31 protein-coding genes and 2 tRNA genes are annotated in these 24,136 nt (G+C 65.4%); 7 read left to right on the forward strand and 26 right to left on the reverse strand.

Annotation, left to right across the window (positions count from 1 at the left end):
- Positions 1-57 precede the first annotated feature (57 nt).
- From EV191_RS04515 to EV191_RS04530, 4 genes are all read left to right on the forward strand, one after another.
- Positions 58-540, forward strand: coding sequence for a tRNA adenosine deaminase-associated protein (locus tag EV191_RS04515; RefSeq protein ID WP_132875495.1), 483 nt, complete (start codon positions 58-60; stop codon positions 538-540).
- Between the two features lie 35 nt (positions 541-575).
- Positions 576-1,028, forward strand: a complete 453-nt coding sequence (locus EV191_RS04520) for a nucleoside deaminase (protein ID WP_243658807.1) — start codon at positions 576-578, stop codon at positions 1,026-1,028.
- Positions 1,029-1,264: 236 nt separating this feature from the next.
- A complete protein-coding gene (locus EV191_RS04525; protein WP_165912815.1) occupies positions 1,265-1,798 on the forward strand; it encodes an RNA polymerase sigma factor in 534 nt (177 codons plus the stop codon).
- 54 nt (positions 1,799-1,852) lie between these two features.
- Positions 1,853-1,937, forward strand: a tRNA-Ser gene (locus tag EV191_RS04530).
- Between the two features lie 79 nt (positions 1,938-2,016).
- Here EV191_RS04530 and EV191_RS04535 read toward each other — a convergent pair.
- The 24 genes from EV191_RS04535 to EV191_RS04650 all read right to left on the reverse strand — a co-directional run bounded on the left by EV191_RS04535 (position 2,017) and on the right by EV191_RS04650 (position 19,828).
- Complete coding sequence (locus tag EV191_RS04535) at positions 2,017-3,276, reverse strand: tyrosine-type recombinase/integrase (protein ID WP_132875497.1); 1,260 nt, start codon at positions 3,274-3,276, stop codon at positions 2,017-2,019.
- Positions 3,277-3,287: 11 nt separating this feature from the next.
- A complete protein-coding gene (locus tag EV191_RS04540; protein WP_132875498.1) occupies positions 3,288-3,581 on the reverse strand; it encodes a helix-turn-helix domain-containing protein in 294 nt (97 codons plus the stop codon).
- Positions 3,582-3,848: 267 nt separating this feature from the next.
- Positions 3,849-5,177: a DUF3987 domain-containing protein gene (locus tag EV191_RS04545; RefSeq protein ID WP_132875499.1), complete on the reverse strand. Its 1,329-nt coding sequence runs from the start codon at positions 5,175-5,177 to the stop codon at positions 3,849-3,851.
- A gap of 15 nt (positions 5,178-5,192) precedes the next feature.
- Entirely contained in the window at positions 5,193-5,762 is a 570-nt protein-coding gene (locus tag EV191_RS04550; protein ID WP_165912816.1) for an ATP-binding protein, read from the reverse strand.
- Entirely contained in the window at positions 5,759-6,676 is a 918-nt protein-coding gene (locus EV191_RS04555; RefSeq protein ID WP_132875501.1) for a bifunctional DNA primase/polymerase, read from the reverse strand. The genes EV191_RS04550 and EV191_RS04555 overlap by 4 nt, the downstream gene beginning before the upstream one ends.
- Positions 6,673-7,023: a hypothetical protein gene (locus tag EV191_RS04560; RefSeq protein WP_132875502.1), complete on the reverse strand. Its 351-nt coding sequence runs from the start codon at positions 7,021-7,023 to the stop codon at positions 6,673-6,675. The genes EV191_RS04555 and EV191_RS04560 overlap by 4 nt, the downstream gene beginning before the upstream one ends.
- A gap of 95 nt (positions 7,024-7,118) precedes the next feature.
- A complete protein-coding gene (locus tag EV191_RS04565) occupies positions 7,119-7,430 on the reverse strand; it encodes a hypothetical protein (protein ID WP_132875503.1) in 312 nt (103 codons plus the stop codon).
- Positions 7,427-7,594: a hypothetical protein gene (locus EV191_RS30010; RefSeq protein WP_165912817.1), complete on the reverse strand. Its 168-nt coding sequence runs from the start codon at positions 7,592-7,594 to the stop codon at positions 7,427-7,429. The genes EV191_RS04565 and EV191_RS30010 overlap by 4 nt, the downstream gene beginning before the upstream one ends.
- A gap of 378 nt (positions 7,595-7,972) precedes the next feature.
- A complete protein-coding gene (locus EV191_RS04570; RefSeq protein ID WP_132875504.1) occupies positions 7,973-10,285 on the reverse strand; it encodes an FtsK/SpoIIIE domain-containing protein in 2,313 nt (770 codons plus the stop codon).
- Positions 10,282-11,250 carry a hypothetical protein gene (locus EV191_RS04575; RefSeq protein WP_132875505.1) on the reverse strand — a complete coding sequence of 323 codons (969 nt, stop codon included), beginning with the start codon at positions 11,248-11,250 and terminating at the stop codon, positions 10,282-10,284. Before EV191_RS04575 ends, EV191_RS04570 begins: the two co-directional genes overlap by 4 nt.
- Positions 11,250-11,531: a hypothetical protein gene (locus EV191_RS04580; RefSeq protein WP_132875506.1), complete on the reverse strand. Its 282-nt coding sequence runs from the start codon at positions 11,529-11,531 to the stop codon at positions 11,250-11,252. Before EV191_RS04580 ends, EV191_RS04575 begins: the two co-directional genes overlap by 1 nt.
- 20 nt (positions 11,532-11,551) lie before the next feature.
- Entirely contained in the window at positions 11,552-12,025 is a 474-nt protein-coding gene (locus tag EV191_RS04585) for an RRQRL motif-containing zinc-binding protein (RefSeq protein WP_132875507.1), read from the reverse strand.
- On the reverse strand, positions 12,022-12,243 hold the full coding sequence (locus tag EV191_RS04590; protein ID WP_132875508.1) for a hypothetical protein: 222 nt from the start codon (positions 12,241-12,243) through the stop codon (positions 12,022-12,024). Before EV191_RS04590 ends, EV191_RS04585 begins: the two co-directional genes overlap by 4 nt.
- Positions 12,243-12,674, reverse strand: coding sequence for an SsgA family sporulation/cell division regulator (locus tag EV191_RS04595; RefSeq protein ID WP_132875509.1), 432 nt, complete (start codon positions 12,672-12,674; stop codon positions 12,243-12,245). The genes EV191_RS04590 and EV191_RS04595 overlap by 1 nt, the downstream gene beginning before the upstream one ends.
- Entirely contained in the window at positions 12,671-12,886 is a 216-nt protein-coding gene (locus EV191_RS04600; protein ID WP_132875510.1) for a hypothetical protein, read from the reverse strand. Before EV191_RS04600 ends, EV191_RS04595 begins: the two co-directional genes overlap by 4 nt.
- Before the next feature lie 83 nt (positions 12,887-12,969).
- Positions 12,970-13,731 carry a DUF4097 family beta strand repeat-containing protein gene (locus tag EV191_RS04605; protein ID WP_132875511.1) on the reverse strand — a complete coding sequence of 254 codons (762 nt, stop codon included), beginning with the start codon at positions 13,729-13,731 and terminating at the stop codon, positions 12,970-12,972.
- Between the two features lie 18 nt (positions 13,732-13,749).
- Positions 13,750-14,070 carry a hypothetical protein gene (locus EV191_RS04610; protein WP_132875512.1) on the reverse strand — a complete coding sequence of 107 codons (321 nt, stop codon included), beginning with the start codon at positions 14,068-14,070 and terminating at the stop codon, positions 13,750-13,752.
- 396 nt (positions 14,071-14,466) lie between these two features.
- The gene (locus tag EV191_RS04615; RefSeq protein ID WP_132875513.1) at positions 14,467-14,922 is read right to left on the reverse strand and encodes an NUDIX domain-containing protein; all 456 of its coding nucleotides are present in this window, start codon (positions 14,920-14,922) and stop codon (positions 14,467-14,469) included.
- 57 nt (positions 14,923-14,979) lie between these two features.
- Positions 14,980-15,207, reverse strand: a complete 228-nt coding sequence (locus EV191_RS04620) for a hypothetical protein (protein ID WP_132875514.1) — start codon at positions 15,205-15,207, stop codon at positions 14,980-14,982.
- Positions 15,204-15,578, reverse strand: coding sequence for a hypothetical protein (locus tag EV191_RS04625; protein ID WP_132875515.1), 375 nt, complete (start codon positions 15,576-15,578; stop codon positions 15,204-15,206). The genes EV191_RS04620 and EV191_RS04625 overlap by 4 nt, the downstream gene beginning before the upstream one ends.
- On the reverse strand, positions 15,575-15,883 hold the full coding sequence (locus EV191_RS04630) for a hypothetical protein (protein WP_132875516.1): 309 nt from the start codon (positions 15,881-15,883) through the stop codon (positions 15,575-15,577). The genes EV191_RS04625 and EV191_RS04630 overlap by 4 nt, the downstream gene beginning before the upstream one ends.
- Before the next feature lie 778 nt (positions 15,884-16,661).
- Complete coding sequence (locus tag EV191_RS04640; protein ID WP_132875518.1) at positions 16,662-17,606, reverse strand: NAD-dependent epimerase/dehydratase family protein; 945 nt, start codon at positions 17,604-17,606, stop codon at positions 16,662-16,664.
- A 5-nt stretch (positions 17,607-17,611) separates the two neighbouring features.
- Positions 17,612-19,051 (reverse strand): helix-turn-helix domain-containing protein, encoded by a 1,440-nt coding sequence (locus tag EV191_RS04645; protein WP_165912818.1) that lies wholly within the window; start codon positions 19,049-19,051, stop codon positions 17,612-17,614.
- A 444-nt stretch (positions 19,052-19,495) separates the two neighbouring features.
- Complete coding sequence (locus EV191_RS04650; RefSeq protein ID WP_132875520.1) at positions 19,496-19,828, reverse strand: hypothetical protein; 333 nt, start codon at positions 19,826-19,828, stop codon at positions 19,496-19,498.
- Positions 19,829-20,001: 173 nt separating this feature from the next.
- On the opposite strand from EV191_RS04650, the gene EV191_RS04655 reads away from it, so the two are divergent.
- A complete protein-coding gene (locus tag EV191_RS04655) occupies positions 20,002-21,816 on the forward strand; it encodes an endonuclease/exonuclease/phosphatase family protein (protein ID WP_132875521.1) in 1,815 nt (604 codons plus the stop codon).
- 50 nt (positions 21,817-21,866) lie between these two features.
- Here the strand turns inward: EV191_RS04655 and EV191_RS04660 are convergent.
- A tRNA-Ser gene (locus EV191_RS04660) sits at positions 21,867-21,956 on the reverse strand.
- Between the two features lie 309 nt (positions 21,957-22,265).
- On the opposite strand from EV191_RS04660, the gene EV191_RS04665 reads away from it, so the two are divergent.
- Positions 22,266-22,898, forward strand: coding sequence for a LysE family translocator (locus tag EV191_RS04665; RefSeq protein WP_207894386.1), 633 nt, complete (start codon positions 22,266-22,268; stop codon positions 22,896-22,898).
- 135 nt (positions 22,899-23,033) lie between these two features.
- A complete protein-coding gene (locus tag EV191_RS04670; protein WP_243658744.1) occupies positions 23,034-23,702 on the forward strand; it encodes an SRPBCC family protein in 669 nt (222 codons plus the stop codon).
- A gap of 91 nt (positions 23,703-23,793) precedes the next feature.
- On the opposite strand, the gene EV191_RS04675 is transcribed toward EV191_RS04670, so the two are convergent.
- Positions 23,794-24,090, reverse strand: a complete 297-nt coding sequence (locus tag EV191_RS04675) for a hypothetical protein (protein WP_132875523.1) — start codon at positions 24,088-24,090, stop codon at positions 23,794-23,796.
- Between the last annotated feature and the right edge of the window lie 46 nt (positions 24,091-24,136).

The raw sequence follows: 24,136 nt of genomic DNA on the forward strand, positions 1-24,136 counted from the left end.
CGCCCGGAATTCCCGATTCGGCTTTCCGCAGGCGAGCGAGCCGAATACGGTGTTGCTATGGCGCAGGAGGATGGCCTCGCGGGTTTCGCACTTGCCGTGGTCCGAGAAGACGGCAAGTGGCGGTGCGCGCCGCTGGAAAGTGGCGCGCTGAGCGATCTGGACCAGGCGATAACCGAGTTGCGCAAGATCAGATCGACCGGGGCAACCTTCGGCATGCTCGCGGTCGACGACGAGTTCTTCGTGCTGCTTCGTCCCGGCCCCGGCGGGGTTTCGGTGCTGCTCTCGGATGCCGCAGCGGCGCTCGACTACGACGTGGCCGCCGATGTGCTCGACCTGTTGCGGGTAGACCCACCGGACGAGGACGACGAGACCGTCTGGCTGGAGGGGGATCTGGAGATCCTTGCCGATCTTGGCATGCCGAGTGGCGAGTTGCAGGTGATCGCCGATGAGGTCGAGCTCTTCCCTGACGAGCAGCTGCAGATGATCGCGCAGCGCTGCGGCTTCGTGGATCAGTTCCGCGAGTACCTGGACAGCGCGTAGCGGCCGTGTTCGACCCGCGAGTGGCCGCGCCCGAACTGGTCGGCGAGGCGTTGGTGGTTGCGCGCGATTCGCTGACACATGGGGATGTGCCGATCGGCGCGGTGGTGTACGGCCCGGACGGCACGCGGCTTGCCGCCGCCTGTAACAGCAGGGAAGCCTCCGGTGACCCGACGGCGCATGCCGAGGTGTTGGCGCTGCGCGCGGCGGCCCGCGCGTATGGCGACGGCTGGCGGCTGACCGGTTGCACCTTGGCGGTGACCGTTGAGCCCTGCACGATGTGCGCGGGGGCGGCCGTGCTGGCCCGGATCGAGCACCTGGTTTTCGGCGCGTGGGAACCGCGTACCGGTGCCGTGGGGTCGCTCTGGGACGTGGTCCGCGACCAACGGTTGAACCACCGGCCCGAGGTGCGTGGCGGCGTCCGGGCCGAGGAATGCGCGGGTTTGTTGGCCGAATTCTTCGCGACACGCCGAACTGGTTCCGGACCGTGACGTAATTCCCAGCTCAGAAATATTGTGGCAACGCGGTTTTTCAGTTCCACTTGTAGTGATGTCTAATGGGTTTCTCGGGTGCTCCGCCGGTTCACCGGGCGGCGGAGCCGCAGCGGATATCCGTCTGGGGGCAAGTTATGCGCGATTCGCGTGACCTGCCAAAAGCCGCCTTGACGACAGCCGTACTCGAGCCAACTCGCGAAGAATTGTCCGACGATATTATCCCTGATAGCGAATTGGCCGAACGCACAGCCAATGGCGAGAGTTCCGCATTTAGCGCTTTACACGAGCGATACTTCGGGCCGATCTGCCGGATGGCGATGCGGATGCTCGGGGACCAAGCCGAGGCCGAGGACATCACCCAGGAGGTTTTCCTGATCGCCTGGCGCCGGATCGGCGATCTGGATGAGCCGGGTGCAATTGGTGGCTGGCTGTACCGGGTTGCCCGACGACGCTGCCTGCTCGCCATCCGGCTTGCCCGTCGCCAGCAGATGGCAACGGCCGACGATCTGTCGGGTGGCCACCCGGTCGCGGCGGCACGGTCGGTTGATCCGGTCGCGCGGGCGGAGATCGAGGCCTGCGCGCGTGACCTTGAGCGCGAGCTGGCCGAGTTGACCCGGCAACAGCAGGCCGTCTGGCTACTTGTCGAGGTGGATGGCTTCTCCTACGTCGAGGTCGCGCAGGCGCTTGGGCTCAGTCAACAGGCGGTACGCAGCACGATGACCCGGATCCGAACCCAGCTCGCCAAGTCGATGCGCGCCTGGCGGTGACGGCTGCCCCGGGGGTTGTCCGGGCCGATCCACCGGTCAGGTAGCCTTTCCGGCGGTAGCGTGTCCGAGCGGCCGAAGGAGCTCGCCTCGAAAGCGAGTGTGGTGCAAGCCACCGTGGGTTCGAATCCCACCGCTACCGCTCGCTGACCAGGGCGTTCGAGCGCAAGCGACTTAGCTCGCTGAAGCGGCCGAACACCCTGGTCTCATTTTTGGTCTCATTAGCCCGCGTTCGGCGGTTCCTCTGGCAGCCCTAGCGCGGTTGGTTCGTCCCATAGATGCCCGGCCACCTGATCCGCGATCGCCTGCCGGATCGGGTCGGTAAGGTGCTGATAGCGGGCGGCCATAGCCGAGTTAGACCAGCCCATCACACCCTGCGCTGCTCGGTGGTTGACGCCCAGTTCGAGGAGCACCGTTGCCGCCGTATGCCGCGCATCGTGCAATCGCGCATCTCGCACCCCAGCCTTCGCTAGCAGCTCCTTCCAGTGACTCCAATCAGTACGAAGCTGGATCTTGTGCCCCAGCTCGTCCAGGAAGATCCAGCCCTCCCCGTTCCAGAGCTCGCCAGCCTCCGCACGTTCTGCGTCTTGCTCGGCTCGGTGCCGCGTAAGCTCAGCAACCAGGGGCGCCGGAAGTCCGATGGTTCGGCGACCTGCTTTCGATTTCGTGTCCTTGGTGTCAGGACGTGTATTGATCTTCTGTGGGCAGAACCCGGGTTGCTTTCGACCACAGGACCCCGCGCACCCATGCTTGTACTTTGGACGCAGCCGGGTCCGCCGCACGCGTATTTTCTGTTCCTGAAAATTCACGTCGGACCATTTCAGTCCAAGTGCTTCACCTTGCCGAAGACCGAGCGCGATGGCTATCACCCAACGTGTGGAGTTCCGGTATTGGCGCGCTGTACTGAATAGCCTCCTGATCTCGTCATTGGTGAATGGCTCGACTTCGTCATCATCAGGCGCGGGGGCCTTAGCGATCTTCGCTGGATTCTTTGAGATGAACTCACGATTCACGGCCTCATTCAACGCGGTACGGATTGTGCGATGTACCTGATGAACCGTTCCAGCCCGGGCGCCCCCAGCAAGCATCTTCCGGTAAAGAGCCTCCAAGTGGTTCGCTCGCAGCCGCTTCAACCTGTGCTTACCAACCCCGGCAGACAGGTGCTTAACGGCGTAGTAGTAAGCGTCCCAGCCGTTCTCGGTGGTGCTGAGCACTGATATGTCGTTCAGCCAGTAGTCAAGCCACCTTTCCACGGTCCACGAAGCGCCGGCCTTTTCAACACTCCCCTCGTCACGCATCTTTTCTAGATCAGTAACCTTTTTCTCGACAACTTCAGGATCTTTGGAGCTGACATGTCGCCTGTCTGGATCTCCATTGTCTTTGACTCCGACTGTTACGCGGCCGTGCCAGCGCTCGTCACTGTCGCTCCAATAGATGGATGATTTACCATTTGCGGCACGTCCCTCTTTTTTGCGCGGCATCGAACCTTCTCTCAAGCTGCGTTCTGCTGGGAAATTACGCGAGCTGCGTACTCGTCAACCGCGTTTCTGGACACTCTGCGCAGCGTATTAATCTGGACGCTGGCTATCTGTCCATTTCTAATTAAGTCGTACATGAGCGTTCGACCTACGCCCAGGTATTGGGCTGCTTCTTCGACGGTGAGCAAGAGCCGTTCGGGCATCGCTCGTTCGGGCTCGCGCGGCTGCTCGCGCTCGCGTTCCGCGATCTTGTCGGCAAGGTTGGCGAGCGTTGCTGCTAGCTGGCGAATCTCGTCTGCGGTTGCCATCCGGAGCCCTCCTGGGGTGATGCGTGCGGGTACGGGGGGCAACGGGCATGGCTCTGTCCTCCTGGCAGTGACGGACTGTGATGGGTTGCGCGGGTTGTGCGTGGTGCGGCTGCGCGCGGGGTGCTTGGTGGGGCCGGCGGGTACGTAGGAAACGAACTAACGAACTAATGCGTTGACCTGGGGTTTTCCCGTGGGGTGTGGGTTCATTAGTTCGTTCGTTACGAACTAATGCCGCCGCCGTGTGGGGTGTTTGTGCTGGTCAGTGAGTTAGTTCGTTAGTTCGTTTAGTTCGTGGGGTGGCGTAGCAGCGGTGTAGATCTCGATGCTTCGGCCCTTGCCGCCTTCAGGCCTGCGGTTACTGCGGGTGATTTTGTCGGCGTGGGTGAGCTGGTCGAGGATTCCGCCTATGTCGGTGCGGTCGGTGTTGCCGCCGAAGAAGTCGCGGGTGATCTCCTTGCGGCTGCGTCCTTGTTCGCCGGCTTGGGCGATCCAGGCGACGAGTTTGCTGGGGGTCGAGGTGTCGACGAACAGCGCGCGGGCCGAGTCGATGGAGTAGCGGACCAGGCCGGCGGCTGCCTGTAGGTGTGTCGTATGGATGGCTGCGGCGCCGTCGAGGGCGGCGTGGATGCCGGCGATGCGTTTGCAGTAGGGCAGGGCTCGGGACACGAACTGTGCGACTTTTGGGTGGTAGGCGTCGGTGTTGAACTCGAGGTATAGCTGTCGCCACAGTGGGGTGGCGTCTTCGGCGAAGCCGAGCCTGTCGAGCCGCCCGCCCTGGTCGAGTCGTTCGGCAAGGCGGGCCGCCAGCGAACACACCAGTCCGGGGTCGGCGCCGGCGCTATCGGGTAGGGCCTTGGACCAGCCGACCGCGAGCGGCAGGAACCGGTTGTAGGTGCCGCCGGCCATGTCGGCATCGGATAGCTTCGCCCGGAACTCATCCGGGGTGATGTGCGCGACGATTCCCACGTGTGACTCGGGTGCCATGCGTGCCTTGACTGTGAGGGTGGATAGGTCACCGCCTTCCCAGGCTGCGCGCAGGATCTGGGACAGGCTGTTGCCCTCGCGGCGCATTTTGGCCATGACTCCACCCCATTCGTTTTCGTAGGCGACGAGTCGCAGGTCACGCGGTGGTTCGTCGGGGTCGGGTTCGTCTTCGACGGCGAACTGCTCGGCGAGACCTTCGCCGGAACTCAGCCCGGATTTGATGTTGGCTGCGGCGAAGCCGCTATCGGTGCTGGAAATGATCCGTTTGGACGCTGACCAGCTCGCGCCTTTCTTGCCGGTGTTGGTGTGGCCGATGATCAGCGGCCACACCAACAGGGGGTGCCGGTCATCGCCTGCTGTGACGTGGGGAGCCTTGCCCAGGTGCACCCCGGTGATGGAGGTGAGGGTCGCGAGGATGGCGACCGGGTCGGCCTCGCTGGTCGGCTCGATCTCCCGCGTGATCTCCCCTAGGTAGCAGTCGAATACGGCGGGATCCAGGCTCGGCAGCCACGCGCGGGCACGGGCCACGGCAGCGGCGGCTTTGGCCTCGAATTCATCGGCGTCATGCGGGATCGGCGCGGGGTGCACCAGCCGCACGGAGCGGGCGGTCATGGCGTCCTCCGGTGGTTAGGCGGCGTGCTGGTTGGGCTGGCGAATATAGGGCGGTAGGTCGTGGAGGTGGATTTCGTGCCAGCCTTCGCGGTGCAGCGCAGGTAGCGCCGCGGTGATGTGGGTGTGCATGGCCCAGATGCGGTGATCGGGCACGCGGCGCGCGCGTGCGCAGGTGCGGCAGGTGCGGTTGTCGCGGCGCGCGTTGCGCCGCAAGGCGTGGATGAGCGGCGGCAGGATCACCACGGCGATGGTGCGGGCGTGGTGGGCGGCGGCACAGGCCAGCATGCTGGCGCGGGCGGGGTAGCTGGCGGCGGTGGTGTCCCACACGACCGTGCCGCCGGTTTGGAGGGCCTGGTGGGTGATGCGCAGGCCGTGCGCGGTGGCTACCTGGTTAACGCTGTGATCTGCCGAGCATCCGCACGGCGAGAACCGCGCCCGGAGTTCGTCGAGCGAGACCACCGTGGCCGGTGTGGTGGCGAGGAACTGGCGGCGCCAGGTGGTTTTCCCCGCTCCGGGCGGGCCGATGGTGGCAATCAGCGTGCCGGCCGGTGCGCTGCCGGGTGGTGTCGCAGGGGTGAGGGTCACGCGGCCTCCGTGGTCAGGTTGGCGGGCTTGGTGCTGCCGGCGGTGAGGCCGGCGTCGACGACGCGGGTGATTTCGTGGGTGGTGCAGCGGCAGTCGGCGGTGGTCATGTGGTGGGCGGCGTCGATGAGGGCGGCGCGGGCGGTGGTGTGGTCGAGCAGGCCAGCGCCGACTTTGCGGCCGATGGCATACGCGGCGGTGGAAAGCACGTTGTTGTGGTGTTCGCGGGGTGCTTGGCGCACGCGGTCGGATTCGTTGCGCAGCGCGGCGTGTGCCCATCGGCTGGGTTCGGTGCGGATCGTGGTGGGTGCTGCGCTGGTTGCGGGTGGGCGGTGTTCGTTGGCTTGGATGAGCCAGCCGGGTAGTTCGGCAGGCTTGTGGTCGTGGTCGTCGTAGAGTTCGTATCCGCCTTCGGGCAGGATCGAGCCGGGCGCCACGACGTAGCCGCCCCATCCCCGGGTGTCCACCCGGTCGGCGATGTGGCCGCTGGTGCTGCGCAGGTGGGTGCCGGCGGGGGCGCGGTAGTAGAGGTGTTGTCCGCCGGATGGGGTGCTCACGGTGTAGGTGGCGGGTACGGGGGCGCCGCGTTCGGTGGCGAGCGTGTGTAGCGCGGTGTGCCCGTCCGGGCCGGTCTCGGTGTCTTTGGGCAGGTCGAGGTCGACCACCAGGAGCCCGGCGGGGCCGGTCGCTATGGCAATGTTCCAGGGTGTCTGGGACCAGGCTTCGGTGATCAGCTCGGGGTTGGTGGTGGCGCGTTGTTCCGGGGTGACGTGCCCGCGAGCGCAGCGCCCAGTTCCGGGACAGCGCGCGTGGGCGTGTCCGGTGGGGATCTTCGTTCCCGGGCGCAGCGGGAACACGGGCCAGCCGAGCGCGGCGAAGTACAGCGCCCACTCAGCGAGCGTGTCGGCGGCACTCATCCGGACTCCGTTCGCTGCGGGGCGGTGGCGATGTGGCGCAGTAACGCTGCGGTGGGCTGGTTAAGCGCGGGTTGGATCAGGGCTTTGTGGTGTGGGTAGCGGGTGTGCACGACCACGGGCAGCCAGTCGAGCCAGCCGCGCACGTTCAGGCGCATCGACGGGGTGTGCAGGGTGTGGTCGATGCGGTCGAGAACATCAACCCACCGCGCTAACACCGTGGTTTTGTCGGGCAGGTTTTCGTCGATGCCGAGTTCGGCCAGGTCACCAATGTGGACGGTGGCGATCGGTCCGAGGTCGTGCGCGTCGGCGAACTCGGCCAGTTCACGGGTCAGAGCGAGGACACACATACGGGACAGTCCTTTCGGTGAAACACCGGTAGAAGGGGCGTGTGGGGCCGGCCGCGTGTGACGGCCGCCGGCCCCACACGCCGGCAGTGAAGGGGTCAGGTCAGGCGGCAGGTGCAGCGGTGGAGTTCGGCGCGGGCGGCCCGGTGCCGGCGTGTTTGGGTGCGCAGGAGGTCCCACAGGTGGGCGGCCCGGGCGCGGGCCTCGGCGTGTCTGGCGGCGAACTCGTTCAGAGCCATGTTGGCCTCTTCGAGCCCTGAGTCGGTGCGGTCGAGGTCAGCGTGGGCGGCGTCGAGGTCATCGTGGGCGTCGGCGAGGTCAGCTAGGGCGGCGTCGAGGTCGGCGCGTAGTGACCGGTTCTCTGCGATGAGCGCGGCGTCGACGGGCTCGGCGTGGCGGCTGGGGTTCATCGGTTCTCCTTCTTGATGCGGCGGCAGCGTGGGCAGGTCGGCCCGTTCCAGGTGATCCAGACGCGCTCGGTCCGGCTGGCGGGGTATTTCACGCCGCAGAGCGCGGTCACGGTGTCGGATAGCCAGCTACGGCGGGCTTCGGTGTGGATGTAGTCATCGGCCATCGGTGCCTCCTGGGCTTGGTCGTGGGAAAGGTGCGCGTGGCGGCGGGTACTACTTGCGGGCGCAGTTGCCGCACATGAGTTGTCCGGCGGGTACGGGGGTGCCGCATCCGGCGGCGCAGGTGGCGGTGAGGTGTGGGCGCATGAGCACTCCTAAGTGTTGGTTACTTTCTGTGTCTGGCTTTGGGTGTGTTGGGGTACCGCGAGACCTGGTGAGGGGTGTCGCGTGAGGCGGGTGGCTGGATGCGCGGCCGGTGTGCGAGCCGGAAGGTCTAGGTGCTAGAGCCCTGGCCAGGGGATGTGTGGTTGTCTAGAGGGAGGCTCTAGACCTAGAGGGTGTGGGTGCTAGGGCGCGGGGTCGGCCCTAGCACCCACCGATGGTTACTTTCTGTTGTTTATTGCGGTGGTGATGGCGTCGCGGGTGTAGCCGTTGCGGTTGCGTGCCTTGCCGGTGTTGTCGTCCATCCAGACCTGGCCGGGGGCTAGGTCGAAGGGTTTCAACGCGGTAGCGAGTTGGGCGGGTTTCCACCCCTGGTAGACCTGCGGGCGTAGCTCGGCGAGCCGTTGCACGATGACTTCGGACCACAGTTTGTCGTCGCCGTGGTCGAAGACACTGGCCACGTCTTCGAGGGTGTTGATACGTGCGGTTTCGGTGTCGGGGGCCTCGCCGGCCGCGTGTCCGGTGATGGTTCCGGCTTTTTCGCGGAGTGCTCGCGCGGTGGCCACGATCTTTTCGGCGGCGGGACCGTCGATATAGTAGGAGCGGGCGATGATGGGGTCGTCCGTGGCGCCGACCAGGTAGCCGATGCCTTTGTCTTTGGCGGTGAACGTGGTTGCGCGGGTGCCGTTTTTGTAGGCGCTGGTGCCGAGCACCATGTCGTTTTCGGTTTGTCCCATGACGCGTAGGCAGTAGCGCAGTCCCGCGTTGGCCGACACCCCGGGCGGTAGGGACTGGGCATCGGGTCGTTGCGTGGCCAGCACGAGGATGATGCCCATGGCAGGGCCTCGTTTGATCAGCCCTTCGGCGAGTTTTTTGGCTTCGTCCTTGTAGTCGTCGTGGCTGAACAGCTCTTGGCATTCGTCGATGGCGGCGAACACGAGATGCAGCCCCAACTTGGGGTTACGGGATAGGTCGGGGGTGACCTTGTTCTCGGGGCAGGCGGCCCGGTCGGTTTTCGCGATGTGGGTGATGACTTTCGAGCGGCGTTCGAGGTCCTTGTACAGCTCCCGCAGGCTGTTCATCGCCCGTTCCAGGGTTTCGTCGTCCGGGCCAGACGCGTAGTCGTGCGCGACCGGCTCGAACATGCCCAGGTCCCCGGTGCCTTTGAGCTCGAACAAGCGCAGTTCGACGGTCGGATCCAGGGCGGCGGCCAGCACCAGCACACGCAGCGAGAACGTTTTGCCCATGCGCGGCATAGCACCGATGACCATGTTGTTGAACACCAGGTCAACGCCGACCGGTCGGCCCCGCTGGTCCGTGCCGAACGGCACCGGGCTGAACAGGTCGACCCGCTGACCACCGTTTTTCGCCAATGGCCAGCTCGGCGATTTCGCCTTGGACATTTCCTGGTCGCCAACCCAGATGACCAGCCGTCCCGCGTGCTCATCACTGACCGCTTCGGGCCACACGCACCCGAGTGGTCGGCGAAGCCCCGAGGCGAGCTTGTCGCGACGTTCCAGTATGTCGGTGACCACGACCCCGTGCGGCAAGTCGACCTCGGCACGCCAGCCCGGCCCGTCCCTGGTGATCGGTGATGGGAACGTGATTCCCGGGCCTTTCGTGACTGCCTGGTTGACCTGCGAGATACCCAGCGCGCTCAAGGCGCGCACCACCATGTCGCTGGTGAGCTTCTGGGCTTTCTGGGTGACCACTGCACGTCCGATGACCGGCTTGTCGGGGCGGCGTCCGAGGAGCCCGAACACCACGGTCACCACAAGTGCTGTGGCCAGCCACAATGCGGGTGTCCCGTAGGCCAGCAGCGCGGCCAACCCACCAAGTCCTCCCAGCGCGACCGGCACGGCGAGCAAGAGCCGGTGCCGCACGTGGTTGTCGTGCTCACGCAGCAACCGCAGGTATTCGTCGGTGTTCGACCGGTCCCGCGCGGCGTCTCGCAGCGGTTTCTGCTCGGTGTCATACACCCACCGGCAGGCTGTGGTGGTCACCCGCCAGACTCCTCGCGGGGAATGCGCGAGCAAAGTCATCGCGTACTTCGGTGTGCGCAACGCGTGGTAGGCGCTGGCGTGACCGCAGTAGCGAGTGACCCAGCGCGCCCGCTCGGCCAGTTCCTGGCGGTTACGCACCCACTGCGGAACAACGGGCTGCCACGAGCCGGACGTAGCCACACGCCGCATAAACGAGGAGCCGTCCCGCTCGGCGGGTGAGTCGACCGCGACCGGCTGCCGTGGCTGCCCGTCTTCGTCCTCGTCTTCCTCGACGATCTCGCCTTCCAAGGCGTCATCGGGAACCAGTTCCTTACCCGTCGCCCCCGGCCCCGCTGTCGTCGCCGCGTCGCCCTGCTGGGTGGTCGGTGCGATCTCCGACCCCGGGTAGAGCGGGATCACCTGACCAGTCGCCGCCTGGTCGGCCTGCCCGGTCACCGGCTGGTCGGTGTCGAGCTCGTTGGACTGGTCGGCTGGCTGGTCGGGTGTGTGGGTGGTGGGGTGGTCGGGTTGTGGTTCGTGGGCGCTGGTCATGCTGCGTGCCTCCCCTGGTCGGTGACCGGTGCGGGCCGGTCAATGTCGGTCGTGCCGGTGGTGGGTTCGAGTAGGTCGCGGAGTTCGGTGGCGCGGGTTTTGCTGGTGGTGCGGCCAATGTCGGGGAGCTGTTCACGCACCCACGCGGGCGTGATCTCGGTGCCCGGCTGCCATGCCTGCCGGAGGGTGTCGAGCTGCTGCTCGCGGCCACCGGCCGGCGCGCGCCGTGTTGCCGGTCGCCGCGTGGCGGTGCGTGGCTTGCTCGGCTTCGTGTTCGCCCGTAGGGGCGTGGTGTCCTCAGCCCGGTCGGGTTGGTGTGGCTCGTGGTCCGGCCGGGTGGTGTCGGCTTGGTCGGTGCCCGGTGTGCTCGGTGGGCTTGCGGGCGGCTGGGTGACTGGTGGGGCGGGTGTGCGCGGCTGGTCGGTGGCGTGGTGCCCGGCACGCCGCACGGCCTCGGTGAGTGCTTCGCGCAGGCGCGGTGCTGCCTCGGAGGCGCTGAGCACGAGCAGGGGCGGCACGGAGTGCAGCACGATGCCGGCCGCGTCGCCGTGTTCCCACGAACGCCAGGTGTTCATCACGTAGGTCGCGACGAACGCGAACCATTTGGTGAGCCGTACCCACCCTCCGGTGCGGACTTCCCACCGGCCGGTGACTTGTTCGGCGCGCAGGACTCCGATAAGGACAACGGAAACCATGGGGTCGAGTAGCCACGCGGCCAGCCATGCCAGCGACCAGGCGGGGGCGCCTTCGGCGGCGAAGGTTTGGACGTTGACCATCGTGAACCCCAGGCCCAACAGAATCCCGATCCACATCAGGCGATCGACGAACCGGCGTACCGCCTCAGTGCGCAACGCGATCACGTCGGGATGTTCGGCCGCGTGACGTAGGTGGGTGGCCTCGGCAGCTTCACGCCGCAACCGTTCCGCAGTGGACAGTTCTGCGGTCGCGGTGGGGTCGGGGTTCATCACTGGTCCTCCTTCCGGTGCGGTAGCGGTGTTTCCTGGTGGTGGGCGGTGCGGGTGTGTTGGGCGTGCGGGTTGGCGCGGCGAGCCAGGAACAGGCCGGCGAACACACTGGGCACGCCGAGCGTGACCAGCCACATCACCGGTTGCGGCCAGGAAGCCAGCAAGACCCACTGCACGCCGGTGATGGCGGCGGCGGTGACCAACGCACGGGATGTGTGGCTGGCGTGGCGTGGCCCGCTGCGTTGGCAGGCGCGGGCACTGCGGATACGGCGGGGGCGCATCACAACTCCTTGTGCTGAGGTCAGGCAGCCACCGGGTAGGTGGGTGTGCCGTCCACGTAGTCGTGCAGGTAGTCGTCGGTGTCGAGCCGGCCGAGTCGGTAGCGGCAGGGTTCACAGGTGCGGTGGGCTTTCGGGAGCTCGATTCCGGTGTCTTCGTCGCATTCGCGGCAGGTTCGGCGCGCGGCGAGCGCCCGGTCGATGGCGGCCCACTTGGCGGGCGTCATTTGCCGTACCGGCATGGCTTTGTCCACTAGGAACAGTTCAGCGAATACCTGTTTGCAGGCTCGCCGGCAGCGGAAGTACAACAGCGCCACCGGGTCCTGCCCGCCGGGCCGAAGCCCTTGTGCCCGCAGTTGCCTGCGGGTGGCCAGTTTGTCGCGGGGACCGATTCCCCAGGACAACAACACCAGCCCGTCCAGTTTGCCCCGGGTGAACTCGGGAAACTCGGACCAGGGGACCTCGCGCAGGTCCCACGGGTACTGTCGGGAACTCATGCAACGTTCACCATCCGCAGCTCGGCCGCATGGATGCGGGCGTGGTAGGCGCGCAGCCGCGCCCGGTCTTGCTCCTCGGGTGGTGTTGTGGTGTCGGCGGCGATCGCGTCGAACACGTCGGCTTTCGCCTCGTACCAGGCGGCGATCTCCGCGCTACCGGCCGTGGGGCCGGGTTGGGCCAGCCGCAACCGTTGGAAGTCGACGACATGGGCGCTCATCACCGATCACCCACCAACACCGTGATGTCCTCGCCAGCCTGGGCAAGATCCACCTCGCCCACGGTGGGGCTGGTGGGGGCCAGTGCCGCGATCCGACCGGCTAGGGCGGCGAGCTCGTTGTGGTCGAAGACCAACACGGTGCTGCCGCCGTGACCGTGCAACACGATGCGCAGGGCGCCGTCGCCGTCGCCGACCAGCACCACGTCCCCCTCACCACACATCGACGGTGGTGCGGCCAGAACCCCGGCGGCGAGCAGTTCGCGGGAAAACACCCAGTCCCGAAACCGGGAGGCGCGCGGCCGGCCAGCGTAGATGCGCAGCAGCACCGCCCACGGGTCCCGCGAGTCGTAGCAGACGGCCACCCGCACCCGGTGGTGTGTGTCATCGATCCGGGCCACCAGGATCGTGTGGAACTCGACGGTGGGTCTCATGCCGCGACACCCCCGGCAACCCGGGTGGCCACGTCGTGAACCAGGTCGATAGCGGAGTCGTACACCTCGTTGGCCTCCGCCGGAGAACCGCAGGAAGACAGCGCCTCGGCCAGGTCGAGCAGCCACGCCACCCGATCCGAGACCGGGGCGATCGACGCTGGCTTATCGTTGAGGACCTTCTTCAGGGCAGCATGTGTCGACGTGGGTAGCATGAAGATTCCTTTCCTGACATGTGGTGTGGAGGGATAGGACGCCTGGCCCGGCCGTCACGCCGGGCCAGGCCCAGCAATCCGGGTCAGCGCGGCTGGCGAACCCGACCACTGACCGACCGCACGGACGCGGCGACCGACACCCCGGGATCGTGGGTGATGTCGATATCGCCGGAGACCGACAAAGCCCGCACAAGCGCGTCACCGGTCGCGTGGGCGGCGATGTCGCCGGATGTGGTGTTCAGCTTGGCGAACTCGACGAACCGAGCGACGCGAACGTCACCGGACACTGACCTCCCGTGCACGCGCTGCGCGGAACGGACCAGCACCCCGCCGGACATGGTGCGGGCATGAACGTCGCGAGCCGTGCCGATCGCGATCTCACCGGAGACGGTGCGAACGTCCACATCCTCGAAGGTGCCCTCTGCGTCGAGCCGCGCTGCGGCGGTGGTCACCGTCAGAAACGATCGGCGCGGGACGTAGGCGATGACCCGCACTCCACCGCTCGGCGTGAGCTGCCGGCCGGTGTTGGTGATGACCTGTCCGTCGACGATGGTCACGCCGCCATGCGAGACAACCGAATTGACATGCACCGTGCCGTTCGAGCTGGTGACCATGCCGTTCGTGGCGGGGCTGTCCGGTAGCCGCACGGTCAGCCGTGGGCCGGCGGTCTCGGACCAGGCGCGCTCGATCACCTCAGTGGCGCGCGGGTCACCAGGCTGAACGGGTTCCAGAACGACGTTCGCGGCGGTGATGGTCGCATCGGCATACACCGTGACCTGGGTGGCTGACCCTGCCGACAAGACAAGGTGCATCGGTTCCTCGGTGGTGTGGGTAAAGGTGCGCATACATGGGTCCTTTCTGGGTTATGCGGCCGCAGCCAGCACACGACCGGTCGGCGTGGCGCGTCGGTGGAGACGGGTGACGGTGGCGATACCCGGGTTGTCGGCGAGCTGCTGCAACAGCGCATCCACGCGGGCCTTGCTGGTGATCACGCGGAGACAGTCCTGGTTGCTCACCGACCGGCGAGCCTGTCGCAGGTGCTCCCACGCGCTGCCCAGCCACCGCAGCGTTTCCGCGACGAGGGCGTCATCTCGACCGGCCCGCAGGACCTCGGTCAGCCGGCGATCCGCTGCCCGCAGACCGGCGGCGATCCCGGCCAGCGCCGTACGACGGTTAGCGCTCATCACAATCACTTCCTCGTAGTGGTGGGTTCAGTCCAGCGGTGGCCACATCCCTCGTGCATGCAGCGCTTCTCCAACCGGCTACCGCGACGTTTCGTGTAGAAAAACCAGTGCGTACAACGAGCCATGACGGTGTCCTTTCCGGACAGATGGTGTGGAGGGTTACTTGCCGAGCGCCAAATCCCACGCGGCGCGACGCTCACACGCGCCCCGGTTACACACGTTGGAGCGCTTGTTACAGCCGCGCCCGCACGCGATGCACTGGCCAGGCTTGCCCTTACCGCGATGGGTCGTCTTGACCGTCTTCGAACCAAACATGGGGGTACGTCCTTCCTGAAACTGTGGTGTGGAGGGAAAAACTGTGTGTGGTGTGGAGGAAACGAGGGTGGTAGCTCGGCGCTAGGCTCCCAGCGCGACGAGCTGGCAAGCGGCGCGATAGTAGGCATCGCGGATGATGTGGTGATGGTCGAAGGCCACCGCGTTCGGGTTCACTGCGGTGTCGATCGCTACCCACTGGGCAGCCTGAGCGTCATCGCCAGCAGTCGGAGCAGGCATGCCGTCCAGCACAGTGGTGTAGGCGATAGTGACCACATCGCCACGCGGATCCCGACCCGGATCGCCATAGGCGCCGACCTGCATCAAGTCCACATCGGTCAATCCGGTTTCCTCGGCGAGTTCCCGAGCCGCTGCCGTAGCGGGGCTTTCACCGTTCTCTTTGAAACCACCCGGTAGCGCCCAGCACCCCGCGAACGGGTCCCCATCACGCTGGACCAGCAACACATGCGTGGTCTGGTCCTGCGGGCGCACCGCGAACACGACAACATCGGCGGTGACGGCAGTCGTTGGTTCATCCATCGGTATCTCTCCTTGCTATCGATCAGCCAGAAACGAGGTTGTGCCAAGGGAAACGGGCTAGGAGTCAGCGTCCGAATCGTTGCGTGCGGCCATAAACTCATCGATCCGGACGTTGGCGTAGACCTGCACTGACCCAGCAGCGACCGCAGCCGCCAGAAGCGCGACACCAACCCACGCGTAGGAGTCGGTCAGTCCGAAGAACAGGACAGCGCAACCCACGGGCAACAACACCCACGCGACAATCGTCGAGATCACATACGTCACGACAGTGAGCCGGGGACTCATGCGATCACCCCCATGGCGATCCCGACGAGCACGACACCCAGCGCGAACGCCAACGCCGTCACCGCCGCATTGATCCGAAGCCACTTCGCGTGCACCACGCCAGCAACCTCGCCATCCGCCGCTTGGCCACTAGCCGGGGGCTGCGCCTCAAACCGCGGGCGAATCGCTGCCCACAGCAACACCAGCGCCGCCACGGTCGGAACCAGCGCCGCCCGTGTCGCGCCTACCGCGACACCGTGATCCGCCAACGCCAGCAGCGCCACCAACGACGTCCCAGCCAGCGCCAACCATCCGAACGCCCGACCATCAACCTGCTGCAGCTGCCGCTGTAGGCGAGCCCGACCAGCCGGCACCACAACCGCCGCGCTCATGCCGCCTCACTCCCCGACACACGAGGCAGACCGCGTACGACACGCTGCTCAACCCGCCGACGTGACCGCGTGATCCGGCGATGCGAACCACCCAGCCACGCCCGACGTGACCGCGCATCATGCGCCGCCAACTCAGCCTCAGCAGCATCAACCAGCGAATCCACCTCACGCTGATCCCCCAACTCCTCGGCAATCACCTGCTCAAGCTCGTACATGACGTCATCCCTTTCCTGCTCAACAACAAACGAGTCCACCCGCACCGCCAGAACCCTCCTGACCTGCGGATTACCTTCAGCGAACTTCATCGGGGCCGTTCCTCTCTCGTGCTGATACGTCTAACAGTAGAGCTATTATTAGCAATAACGCAAGAGGTTGTAGTCGGGTGAGTTTGCGGTGGAACAGTTCGAGCGCTGCCGGCGTTACCCAGTAGTGCTACTGTTTGTGCTGGTAATAGCGCTCATTGGAGGAGTCGATGGCGAAAGACTGGGCTGCTGTGGCGGAAGCTGTTAACACCCGTTTGGTGGAACTCGGGATGACTCAGACCGAGCTCGTCCGCAAATCCAGAGTGGCGCCGATGACCGTTCAGACCATCCGGAAGGGGGTCGACAAGGATCGCTCGCCCCACACACTTGGTGCGATATCGACGGCCCTTGGTTGGCCGCCGCGCCATCTCGAAGATATCTCGGCGGGCACGGGGGCTAGCGCTGGCGACCGCCTCGCCACCCTTGAAGCTGAGGTAGCTTCCCTCCGTGAGCGCGTCGAGCGAATCGAAGGTACGACCTAGCCCGCCATCTGCCGGATAAACGACGCCATCCCATCGACAGCCCCAAGAACCATATCGATCAGACCCTGAAGCCACCCGGCAGCATCGCCCGGGTACTTCACCACAACCACCAACAACGCGACTGCGACCAACGTACCGACAACCTTCGGCAGCAAACCGCCGCCCCGGAATCGCGTTCTTCGCCATGATGACCTCCGCCCTGCTCGATCGGTGTTTCCCTTGCCATGACTCAAGAAAACACCAGCGAGCGGGGCGGAACTAGGCGATTCCTAGTTGGTTGCGGCCTATTCGAGAACCGACTATTCGGGAGTTGAATACTTGCCGGTCAGGGCATTCCAGCCGTCCGCGACGATCTGCGAAATTTCTGACCTACGAGGTTGCCAACCAAGCTCACGCATGATCCGCGTGCTATCAGCAAGCAGGATCTCCGGCTCATTGGCTGGCGGCCGGTAGCGTGTGCGGACCGGGCGACCGGTCGCCTTCTCGGTAGCGGCCAGCACGTCAGCCACCCGAACATGCTGCCCGCTACCGACGTTGTAGGCGCGCCACGCCCCCGGCTCGCAGGCATCCAGAGCTAACAGGAAGGCATGCGCCATATCGGCCACATGCACGTAGTCGCGAACCACGCCACCGTCGCCGTTGACGACCATCTCTGTCGCGTGGCCGATTTGAACGGCTAGGACACGGGGAATTACTCGGCTCAAATCTTCATCGGGAACGCCGTCGACTGCGCCCGCCACGTTGAAACTGCGTAGGCTGACCGCCCCGATCGAGCCCAACGCGGCTACTTGCGCCGTCGCTTGGTCAGCTGCGAGCTTGCTCGCTCCGTACGGACTCAGCGGGACAGGTACTACATCCTCCGTGATCGGTTGGAGCTCTGGGACCCCATAGACGGCCGCTGTCGAAGCAAGAACCAACCGAATCGGCTGGGAGGGTGTCGAAACTGCGCTCACTGCGTCTAGCAGGTTGAGCGTTCCGGTCATGTTGAGACGCCAGTAATGCGCGGGCTGCTCGAAAGATTCTCGTACCCGGGTGGCAGCTGCAAGGTGGCACACCGCGTCAATGTTTCGAACGGCGGCACGCAACGTGCCAGGTATTAGCAGGTCGCCTGACAGCACTTCTGAGGCATGCGGAACCACTCCATTGCTGTGCACGAGCGCTACGACCTCATGCCCACGGGCGGCTAAGGCTCGGGACACCGCACGTCCGAGGAACCCGGCTGCACCGGTCACGAGCACGCGCATGCGCTTTAACTTGCCAGCAGGTTGTGGCGGTGCGTCCAGGCCAGCTCAAGGCATGCACGCGAAATGGGTGACAGCGGCTCAGTTTGCAGCCTTTCTCGGGCGTTCGCTGTAAACGGTATTCCGTCGAGTGGCGTGCCACCGTTCGCTGTGACGGCGTCGCCTTCGTCGTTCACATCAACCATTCCGGCGAAGACACGATCGAATACCTCTGCTTCCCATACGGCTACAGTTAGGAGCTCAACCCAGAGGGTCAAAGGTTCGAGTACTACGGCTGTTACCCAGACCCGGCAATCTCCGACTTGCCGTGCTTGCCGAAACGATCGGAATGGCTCTTCGTTCTCGTAATCGATCGGATCGGCTGAGTGTCCGTCATGCTCCGGATTTCCCAGGAACTCTTCAGAGTATTCCCGCTGTATGTTCCGCCAGACGCTGAAGTCGTTTGCCTGGTGGGCCGGATTCAGTGCTGCTGGCTGGAACACGCCGGCGGGTGCCACGTGGTACATGCCGCCGGCGACCGCTACCGATTTGGCATCGCGTCGGTGTAGGTATATTCGGTGCCCCTCGATCGGATCACGCCGAATGGTCAGTGTGTTGATGCTCGGCAAGAGCGGCCGTGCCGCTAGATCGAAAGGGTCGGCGATAGCTTTCCGCAGTGGCAAATGCGCCATACTTGGCCGCTTTCGCTGGGCTTGTACCCAAGATTCGGTGAACTCGTGAGCGGCCGCCTCGCATACGTCGAGTGTTTCAAAATAGTTGGTATATGCGAAACCAAGCTGCCCGCTCGAACGCGTCCAGTCGACATCCAGTATCCGGTAGCTGACTCGATTATCTAGCAACTTTGGTCTGGTCAGGTCTCGAAGCGCGCGAGAATAGCGAGGGTACCGCTGACCGTCCGCAGTCAGTGGTCGTGTCGCTTCGGTTTGCTTGATTCCGCCCGTTATGTCAGGCGCTCTCACCTCGCCGGCGTGCCAGTACAACTTCAGGTCCTTTAGCTCGACCGGCTCTTCAGGAATCCAGTCAGGCTTCGTGAGGACGCTAGAACCACCGATGCGGGTCGCTTTCGGGTAGAGCTCGGAAGCGAGGTCACCGAGTACTGCGCGGTTGCCATTCAGCTCCGCGCGAATCGCTTTCCAGCGCTCTTGACTGTCGCGCGCAGTGCCCGGTGAGCCGCTTACGGTCGCGGGTTCGGGGATGGCATCGGCCGAGTTGTCCGGGAGAATGCCCAGGCGCTCTGGTGGGATTTCTAGCTTGGCAGCGTAGGACCGCAGCTCATCAAGCCCGAGCTGCTGACGCCCCTTCTCGACCTTGGACAGAGTCGATTGGTTCGTACTCAGCAAGGCTGCGGCGGCATGCTGTGTGAGTCCTTGCTTGTTGCGGTACCAGCGGATCACCTCGCCAGCATCGGAACCATCCGGTGGCGCGGCAGCAGAGCTTGCGACTTGCAACCATCCTCCTGGTCTAGGCCCGGTCATCTACCAGTTCCCTTCGCCGCCCGATGCTTGCTTACAGTGTCCCAGCATCCGGCTACATTCATGTAGCGGGCAGTAACACGAGACCAACTCGCCGCCCTGAAGTGACCCCCCTGGCGGCATCTACCGGAGAGCGGCTAGCCAGAGGCCTGGTCTCATTATTGGTCTCATTCGCAGCAGTTCGCAGGCGTTCGCACCTGCTTCCAGCTTCCGCTGCACCGCAGGTCAGGATGCCTGCAAACCGACGCGAACAAGCGCGATCGGGGATCGACATACCTCGAAAGCGAGTGTGGTGCAAGCCACCGTGGGTTCGAATCCCACCGCTACCGCTCACTGACCAGGGCGTTGAGTTGAACGCTCTGGTCCTTTTTTGTGATCGCAAGATCCCTAAAGATTGCGGTTACCGTCCGTCGTTCCTGTTCAGAAGAGCGGCCCGTTGTCTAACGCTGGGCGCAGCCGGCGGGCCGCGGCTCGTAGCTCGGGAACGATCACCCGGTTGTACTCGTCGGCCGCGGTGTATGCCGCTTGTTCGCTCGCATGCCGGCCGGTGCGCACCAACCATTCATCGATCCGCCGGGCGCAGGTGAGCAGCTCGCCGGCGGCTGGGTGGGCCGGCCCAAGCGCGGTCGCGCCGGCGCGGAGTCGTTGCCGGGCCTGCGCGATGTCCTCCCGGTCGGCTTGCCAATCCTGGAGTTGCGCAGGTTCCTCCAACTCACGAAGCGCGTCCCACGCCCGTTGATCAGGACGGGTCATCTCCGCACGGTAACCCGTGTCATCCCGTTTTCCCAGGTATTCACGGGCGAGTCGAACGAAGGCGGCGCGGCGGTTAACAGTGCGTAGCCGCAGCCGAACACCTTTCCGGAAAAACTTCCTTCGCTCACTCGATCAGGGGAGGATGTGCGCGACCAGGAAACGTGGAGGGTGATATGGCCAACTGGGGGCGCCGCGGCGCGATAGTGGCAGCGGGTCTGGTGATCGTTGCGTTGCCGGCCGCGCCGGCGACCGCGGCGGAGCCCGCGCGCATCGCGGAGATCCAGGGCAGCACGCGAATCTCGCCGTTGGTGGATCAGTCGGTCACCGATGTGCCCGGAGTGGTCACCGCGGTTCGCGCGTTCGGTGCGGCGCGCGGGTTCTGGTTCCAGGACCCGGAGCCGGACGGCGATCCGCGCACCAGCGAGGGGCTGTTCGTCTTCACCGGGGAGCGCACCCCCGAGCTGCGCGTCGGGGACTCGGTCGCGGTTTCCGGGCAAGTGACCGAGTATTACCCAGGCGAGCCGGAGGACGCGCTCCAGTCCGTCACCCAGCTGACCGATGCGCGGTGGACCGTTTCCGCACGCAACGTCCCACTGCCAGCGGCGGAAACCCTGCGGCCGCACACCGTCCCCGAGTCGTATGCGCCAGAGCCGGGCGGGAGTATCGAGCAACTGCCGCTGCGGCCGGATCGCTACGCCTTGGACTACTACGAATCCCGTGAGGGGATGCGACTGCGGGTGGCCGACGCTCGAGTGGTTGGCCCGACAACGCAGTACGACGAGTTCTATCTGACGAGCAAACCGAAGCAGCAGCCGAGTGCTCGCGGCGGAACTGTCTACACGGGATACGACGAACCGAACAGCGGGCGGTTGAAGATCACTTCGCTGTTGCCGTTCGCGGAGCACCCGTTCCCGCGAGTCAACGTGGCGGACCGGATCGCAGGGCAGACCGTCGGGCCGCTTGACTACGACCAGTTCGGCGGCTACACGCTGCGGGCGACCGAACTTGGCCAACCGGTTTCCGGCGGGCTCACCAGGGAGCGGGCGAAACCCCAGTTGCCCGGCGAGCTTTCGGTGGCCACGTACAACGTGGAGAACCTTTCCGCGCAGGACGATCAGGCCAGGTTCGACGACCTTGCCAGGGGTATCACCGCGAATCTGGCGAGGCCGGACATCGTGGCGCTGGAGGAGATCCAGGACGATACCGGGCCGGCGGATGACGGGGTGGTCGCCGCGGATGAGACGTTGCGCAAGTTCACCAGGGCGATCGCCGCCGCGGGCGGACCCGAGTACAAGTGGCGCCAGATCGATCCGGAGGACAAGGCGGACGGTGGGCAGCCGGGCGGCAACATTCGCGTCGCGTTCCTGTACAACCCGGCCAGGGTGTCCTTTGTGGATCGGCCAGGCGGGGATGCCACCACCGCGACGCGGGTGCACACCGAACGTGGAAAGCCGGTGCTTTCGCATTCTCCTGGTCGGATCGATCCGGGCCACCCGGCTTGGGCCGACACCCGCAAACCGCTTGCCGGGGAGTTCAGGTTTGGCGGCCGTACCGTGTTCGTCGTCGCGAACCACTTCAGCTCGAAGGGCGGCGACCAACCGATGCACGGTCGCATCCAGCCGCCGGAGCGGGTTTCCGAGCAGGCGCGCGTCCAGCAGGCGGCGGTAGTGCGTGAGTTCACTGAGGAGATTCTGGCGGTCAATCCACGGGCGAACGTCGTGGTCGCCGGGGATCTGAACGACTTCCAGTTCTCCGACACGCTGGGCGAACTCACTGGCGGCGGGCTGCGTGCGCTGGTGGACGAGCTGCCGGAGAACGAGCGCTACGGCTATGTTTTCGAGGGCAACTCGCAGGTGCTGGACCACATGCTGGTCAGCGCGGCGCCGCGCAGGGTCAGCTATGACGTTGTGCACGTGAACGCCGAGTTCACCGAGCAGACCAGCGACCATGATCCGCAGCTGCTGCGGATGCGCCCGGTAGGGCGTTAAACGCGAACTGCCGGCCAGCCCGCGTGGGACTGACCGGCAGTTCGAACGTCTGGCGGAGGATGCGGGATTTGAACCCGCGAGGGGTGTTAACCCCAACACGATTTCCAATCGTGCGCCCTAGGCCACTAGGCGAATCCTCCGCCGAAGAGGCTACCTGACGGCTACTGGCCAGCGGAAACGGGGTTGGCTCGGCTGGGCGGAACTCGGTGACCAGCGAGCACGGCGCTCCAGGACAACACGATCCGACTGGTTAGGCCTGTTCGCCAGTCCGGGGTGATCGCCAGCTGGACACATTCCGAGCTCTGGTTGCTGCGGCTGCTCTCGCGCCAGGCGACGGGCAGACTCGAAGCGCGATCACCGTTCTTCACGCCAGCGCCTTGGGGAGGGAAACGGCATACGGTGGAGTGATGGTGACGTGGGCGCAGTTGGCCGTGTTCATACCGGCCGCGGTGGCCGTAGCCGCCTCGCCAGGCGCGAACAACCTGCTGGCCTTCCGTAATGGACTGCGAAGCGGGTTCACCAACGCCGTACTGGCACTTGTGGGCCGTTTCACCGCCTTCGTGATCATGCTCGGGATGGTGATCGCTGGGCTCGGCACGGTTCTGCATACTTCGCAGTTGACCTTCGAGGTCCTGAGAATCGTAGGCGCTGCAGTCATGGTCGCCATGGGGCTCTGGATCATCTGGTCCGCTCGCGCCAAGCCCACCGAGGACGACAGCGAAACTGCCTCGACTCACCGCAACGCGGCCAACTCATCGCCCGTGAAACTGGCGATCCAGGAATTCATCACCGCCGCAGCCAACCCGAAAGCCCTGCTGCTATTCACCGCGTTCCTACCCCCGTTCGTCAACACGACACCGAGCGCCACATCCGCCGGCGCACAGCTGGCACTACTCGGTGCGCTCTACATCGCGTGCGAAGCGGCGACCGCTCTGGCCTGGGCGGGATCAGGACGATTCCTCGCCACCCACGGCATCACAAGACGCACCCTGCGCCGGCTCGAGCAAGCCTCCGGAGCCGCACTAGCCACCTTCGGCGGCGGTCTCGCAGCCACCGATCTATCGCGTGAGCTTCAGAACTAGGCGACACCGTGCCCGACGACATCGCCCATCGGGGCGCCCGGCGCGACCCCGAAATACCAGTTCTAGTTTATATAAGTAATTACCGGTACTATTCTGGTTCGGCGCTCACCGATCCGCCGGCGAAAGGAACGTGGCATGAAGGACGTAATGGACGAACTGGCCGCCGCTCGCCGGGTTATGGGCGCCGCGACCCTGCCCGCCGGCGACGCGTACACCATGGAGCTGCGACGTCGCTACAACGCACCGGTCGAGGACGTGTGGAACGCCATCACCGACCCCGTGCGACTGGGCCGCTGGTTGAAGCCAGTCACCGGGGACCTGCGGCCCGGCGGCTCGTTCGAACTGGACGGCGGCGAGCACGGCGAGATCCTCCGATGCGACCCGCCTCGGCGGCTGCGGGTGTCCTGGCTCTTCGGGCCAGAAGCCGACGAGTGGCCGGGCACGAGTGAGGTCGAGGTGCGCCTGTCGCCGGACCCTGCTGGGGGCACTGAGTTCGAACTGGTCCATGCGGCCGCTGTCGGGGAGCCCATGTTCCCGACCTACGGCCCGGGTGCCGGCGGAGTCGGCTGGGACCTGCATCTGCTGGCCCTGGCCCAATTCCTGGCTGACGGCGCGCCCCTAGACCACGACGAGTTCCGGACTTTGCCCGAGGGACGCGAGTTCGCGCGGCGCAGCGCCGCGGCATGGGGTGAAGCTCACCTGGCCGCCGGTGGCGATCCGGATCAGGTGGCAGCCGCGGCCGAGGCCACCACCGCGTTTTACGTCCCCGGAGGCGACCGAGACCAGCACACCCCTGGAAGCTGAGTTGATCCGTCGCAATCAGCGGCGGGAATCCTCCCCAGCGAAGCGCTAGGGATCGTGGTGGTCCACGACAGCCACGACCACATCCGGTTTGTCATGCGCTGTACTTGCCCACGACGGTGCACGAGCGCGGCGCCGGATCGTCGTTGGTCTGGCTGGGCAGCCAACCGCGGAAGGCCGCCGCGACGGGGATCGACGGCAGTGGGTTGTCCGCTCCATCCGGGAGTTCGAGGATCAGGGTGAACTCGGGCTCGTCGGTCTCCCGCAGTGCGATGTACCGCATCCCTTGCGGTGCCGCGGCTGTTACCGCCGCGAAAAGCGCGTCGATCTCTTCGGTCATGGCCGGGACCTGTTCGGGTGTGGTCCGGAACCGGACTATCTGTACGCTCATTGGCGGGCACTCCTTCGGACTGCGGTGGACTGTCGGACGTGAGATT

The organism is Tamaricihabitans halophyticus, from assembly GCF_004340875.1.
GTDB lineage: Bacteria > Actinomycetota > Actinomycetes > Mycobacteriales > Pseudonocardiaceae > Tamaricihabitans > Tamaricihabitans halophyticus.

Bases quoted from the DNA above. Each gene is read 5' to 3' on its own strand.
- EV191_RS04625 (WP_132875515.1), bottom strand. From the start codon at position 15,578: ATGAGCGCGGCGGTTGTGGTGCCGGCTGGTCGGGCTCGCCTACAGCGG.
- EV191_RS04675 (WP_132875523.1), bottom strand. From the start codon at position 24,090: ATGAGCGTACAGATAGTCCGGTTCCGGACCACACCCGAACAGGTCCCG.
- EV191_RS04605 (WP_132875511.1), bottom strand. From the start codon at position 13,731: ATGCGCACCTTTACCCACACCACCGAGGAACCGATGCACCTTGTCTTG.
- EV191_RS04585 (WP_132875507.1), bottom strand. From the start codon at position 12,025: ATGAGTTCCCGACAGTACCCGTGGGACCTGCGCGAGGTCCCCTGGTCC.
- EV191_RS30010 (WP_165912817.1), bottom strand. From the start codon at position 7,594: ATGGCCGATGACTACATCCACACCGAAGCCCGCCGTAGCTGGCTATCC.
- EV191_RS04670 (WP_243658744.1), top strand. From the start codon at position 23,034: ATGAAGGACGTAATGGACGAACTGGCCGCCGCTCGCCGGGTTATGGGC.
- EV191_RS04515 (WP_132875495.1), top strand. From the start codon at position 58: ATGGCGCAGGAGGATGGCCTCGCGGGTTTCGCACTTGCCGTGGTCCGA.
- EV191_RS04640 (WP_132875518.1), bottom strand. From the start codon at position 17,606: ATGCGCGTGCTCGTGACCGGTGCAGCCGGGTTCCTCGGACGTGCGGTG.
- EV191_RS04590 (WP_132875508.1), bottom strand. From the start codon at position 12,243: ATGAGCGCCCATGTCGTCGACTTCCAACGGTTGCGGCTGGCCCAACCC.
- EV191_RS04570 (WP_132875504.1), bottom strand. From the start codon at position 10,285: ATGACCAGCGCCCACGAACCACAACCCGACCACCCCACCACCCACACA.
- EV191_RS04620 (WP_132875514.1), bottom strand. From the start codon at position 15,207: ATGAGTCCCCGGCTCACTGTCGTGACGTATGTGATCTCGACGATTGTC.
- EV191_RS04560 (WP_132875502.1), bottom strand. From the start codon at position 7,023: ATGTGTGTCCTCGCTCTGACCCGTGAACTGGCCGAGTTCGCCGACGCG.
- EV191_RS04655 (WP_132875521.1), top strand. From the start codon at position 20,002: ATGGCCAACTGGGGGCGCCGCGGCGCGATAGTGGCAGCGGGTCTGGTG.
- EV191_RS04535 (WP_132875497.1), bottom strand. From the start codon at position 3,276: ATGCCGCGCAAAAAAGAGGGACGTGCCGCAAATGGTAAATCATCCATC.
- EV191_RS04555 (WP_132875501.1), bottom strand. From the start codon at position 6,676: ATGAGTGCCGCCGACACGCTCGCTGAGTGGGCGCTGTACTTCGCCGCG.
- EV191_RS04600 (WP_132875510.1), bottom strand. From the start codon at position 12,886: ATGCTACCCACGTCGACACATGCTGCCCTGAAGAAGGTCCTCAACGAT.
- EV191_RS04545 (WP_132875499.1), bottom strand. From the start codon at position 5,177: ATGACCGCCCGCTCCGTGCGGCTGGTGCACCCCGCGCCGATCCCGCAT.
- EV191_RS04595 (WP_132875509.1), bottom strand. From the start codon at position 12,674: ATGAGACCCACCGTCGAGTTCCACACGATCCTGGTGGCCCGGATCGAT.
- EV191_RS04580 (WP_132875506.1), bottom strand. From the start codon at position 11,531: ATGCGCCCCCGCCGTATCCGCAGTGCCCGCGCCTGCCAACGCAGCGGG.
- EV191_RS04650 (WP_132875520.1), bottom strand. From the start codon at position 19,828: ATGACCCGTCCTGATCAACGGGCGTGGGACGCGCTTCGTGAGTTGGAG.
- EV191_RS04540 (WP_132875498.1), bottom strand. From the start codon at position 3,581: ATGGCAACCGCAGACGAGATTCGCCAGCTAGCAGCAACGCTCGCCAAC.
- EV191_RS04565 (WP_132875503.1), bottom strand. From the start codon at position 7,430: ATGAACCCCAGCCGCCACGCCGAGCCCGTCGACGCCGCGCTCATCGCA.
- EV191_RS04630 (WP_132875516.1), bottom strand. From the start codon at position 15,883: ATGAAGTTCGCTGAAGGTAATCCGCAGGTCAGGAGGGTTCTGGCGGTG.
- EV191_RS04575 (WP_132875505.1), bottom strand. From the start codon at position 11,250: ATGAACCCCGACCCCACCGCGACCGCAGAACTGTCCACTGCGGAACGG.
- EV191_RS04615 (WP_132875513.1), bottom strand. From the start codon at position 14,922: ATGGATGAACCAACGACTGCCGTCACCGCCGATGTTGTCGTGTTCGCG.
- EV191_RS04610 (WP_132875512.1), bottom strand. From the start codon at position 14,070: ATGAGCGCTAACCGTCGTACGGCGCTGGCCGGGATCGCCGCCGGTCTG.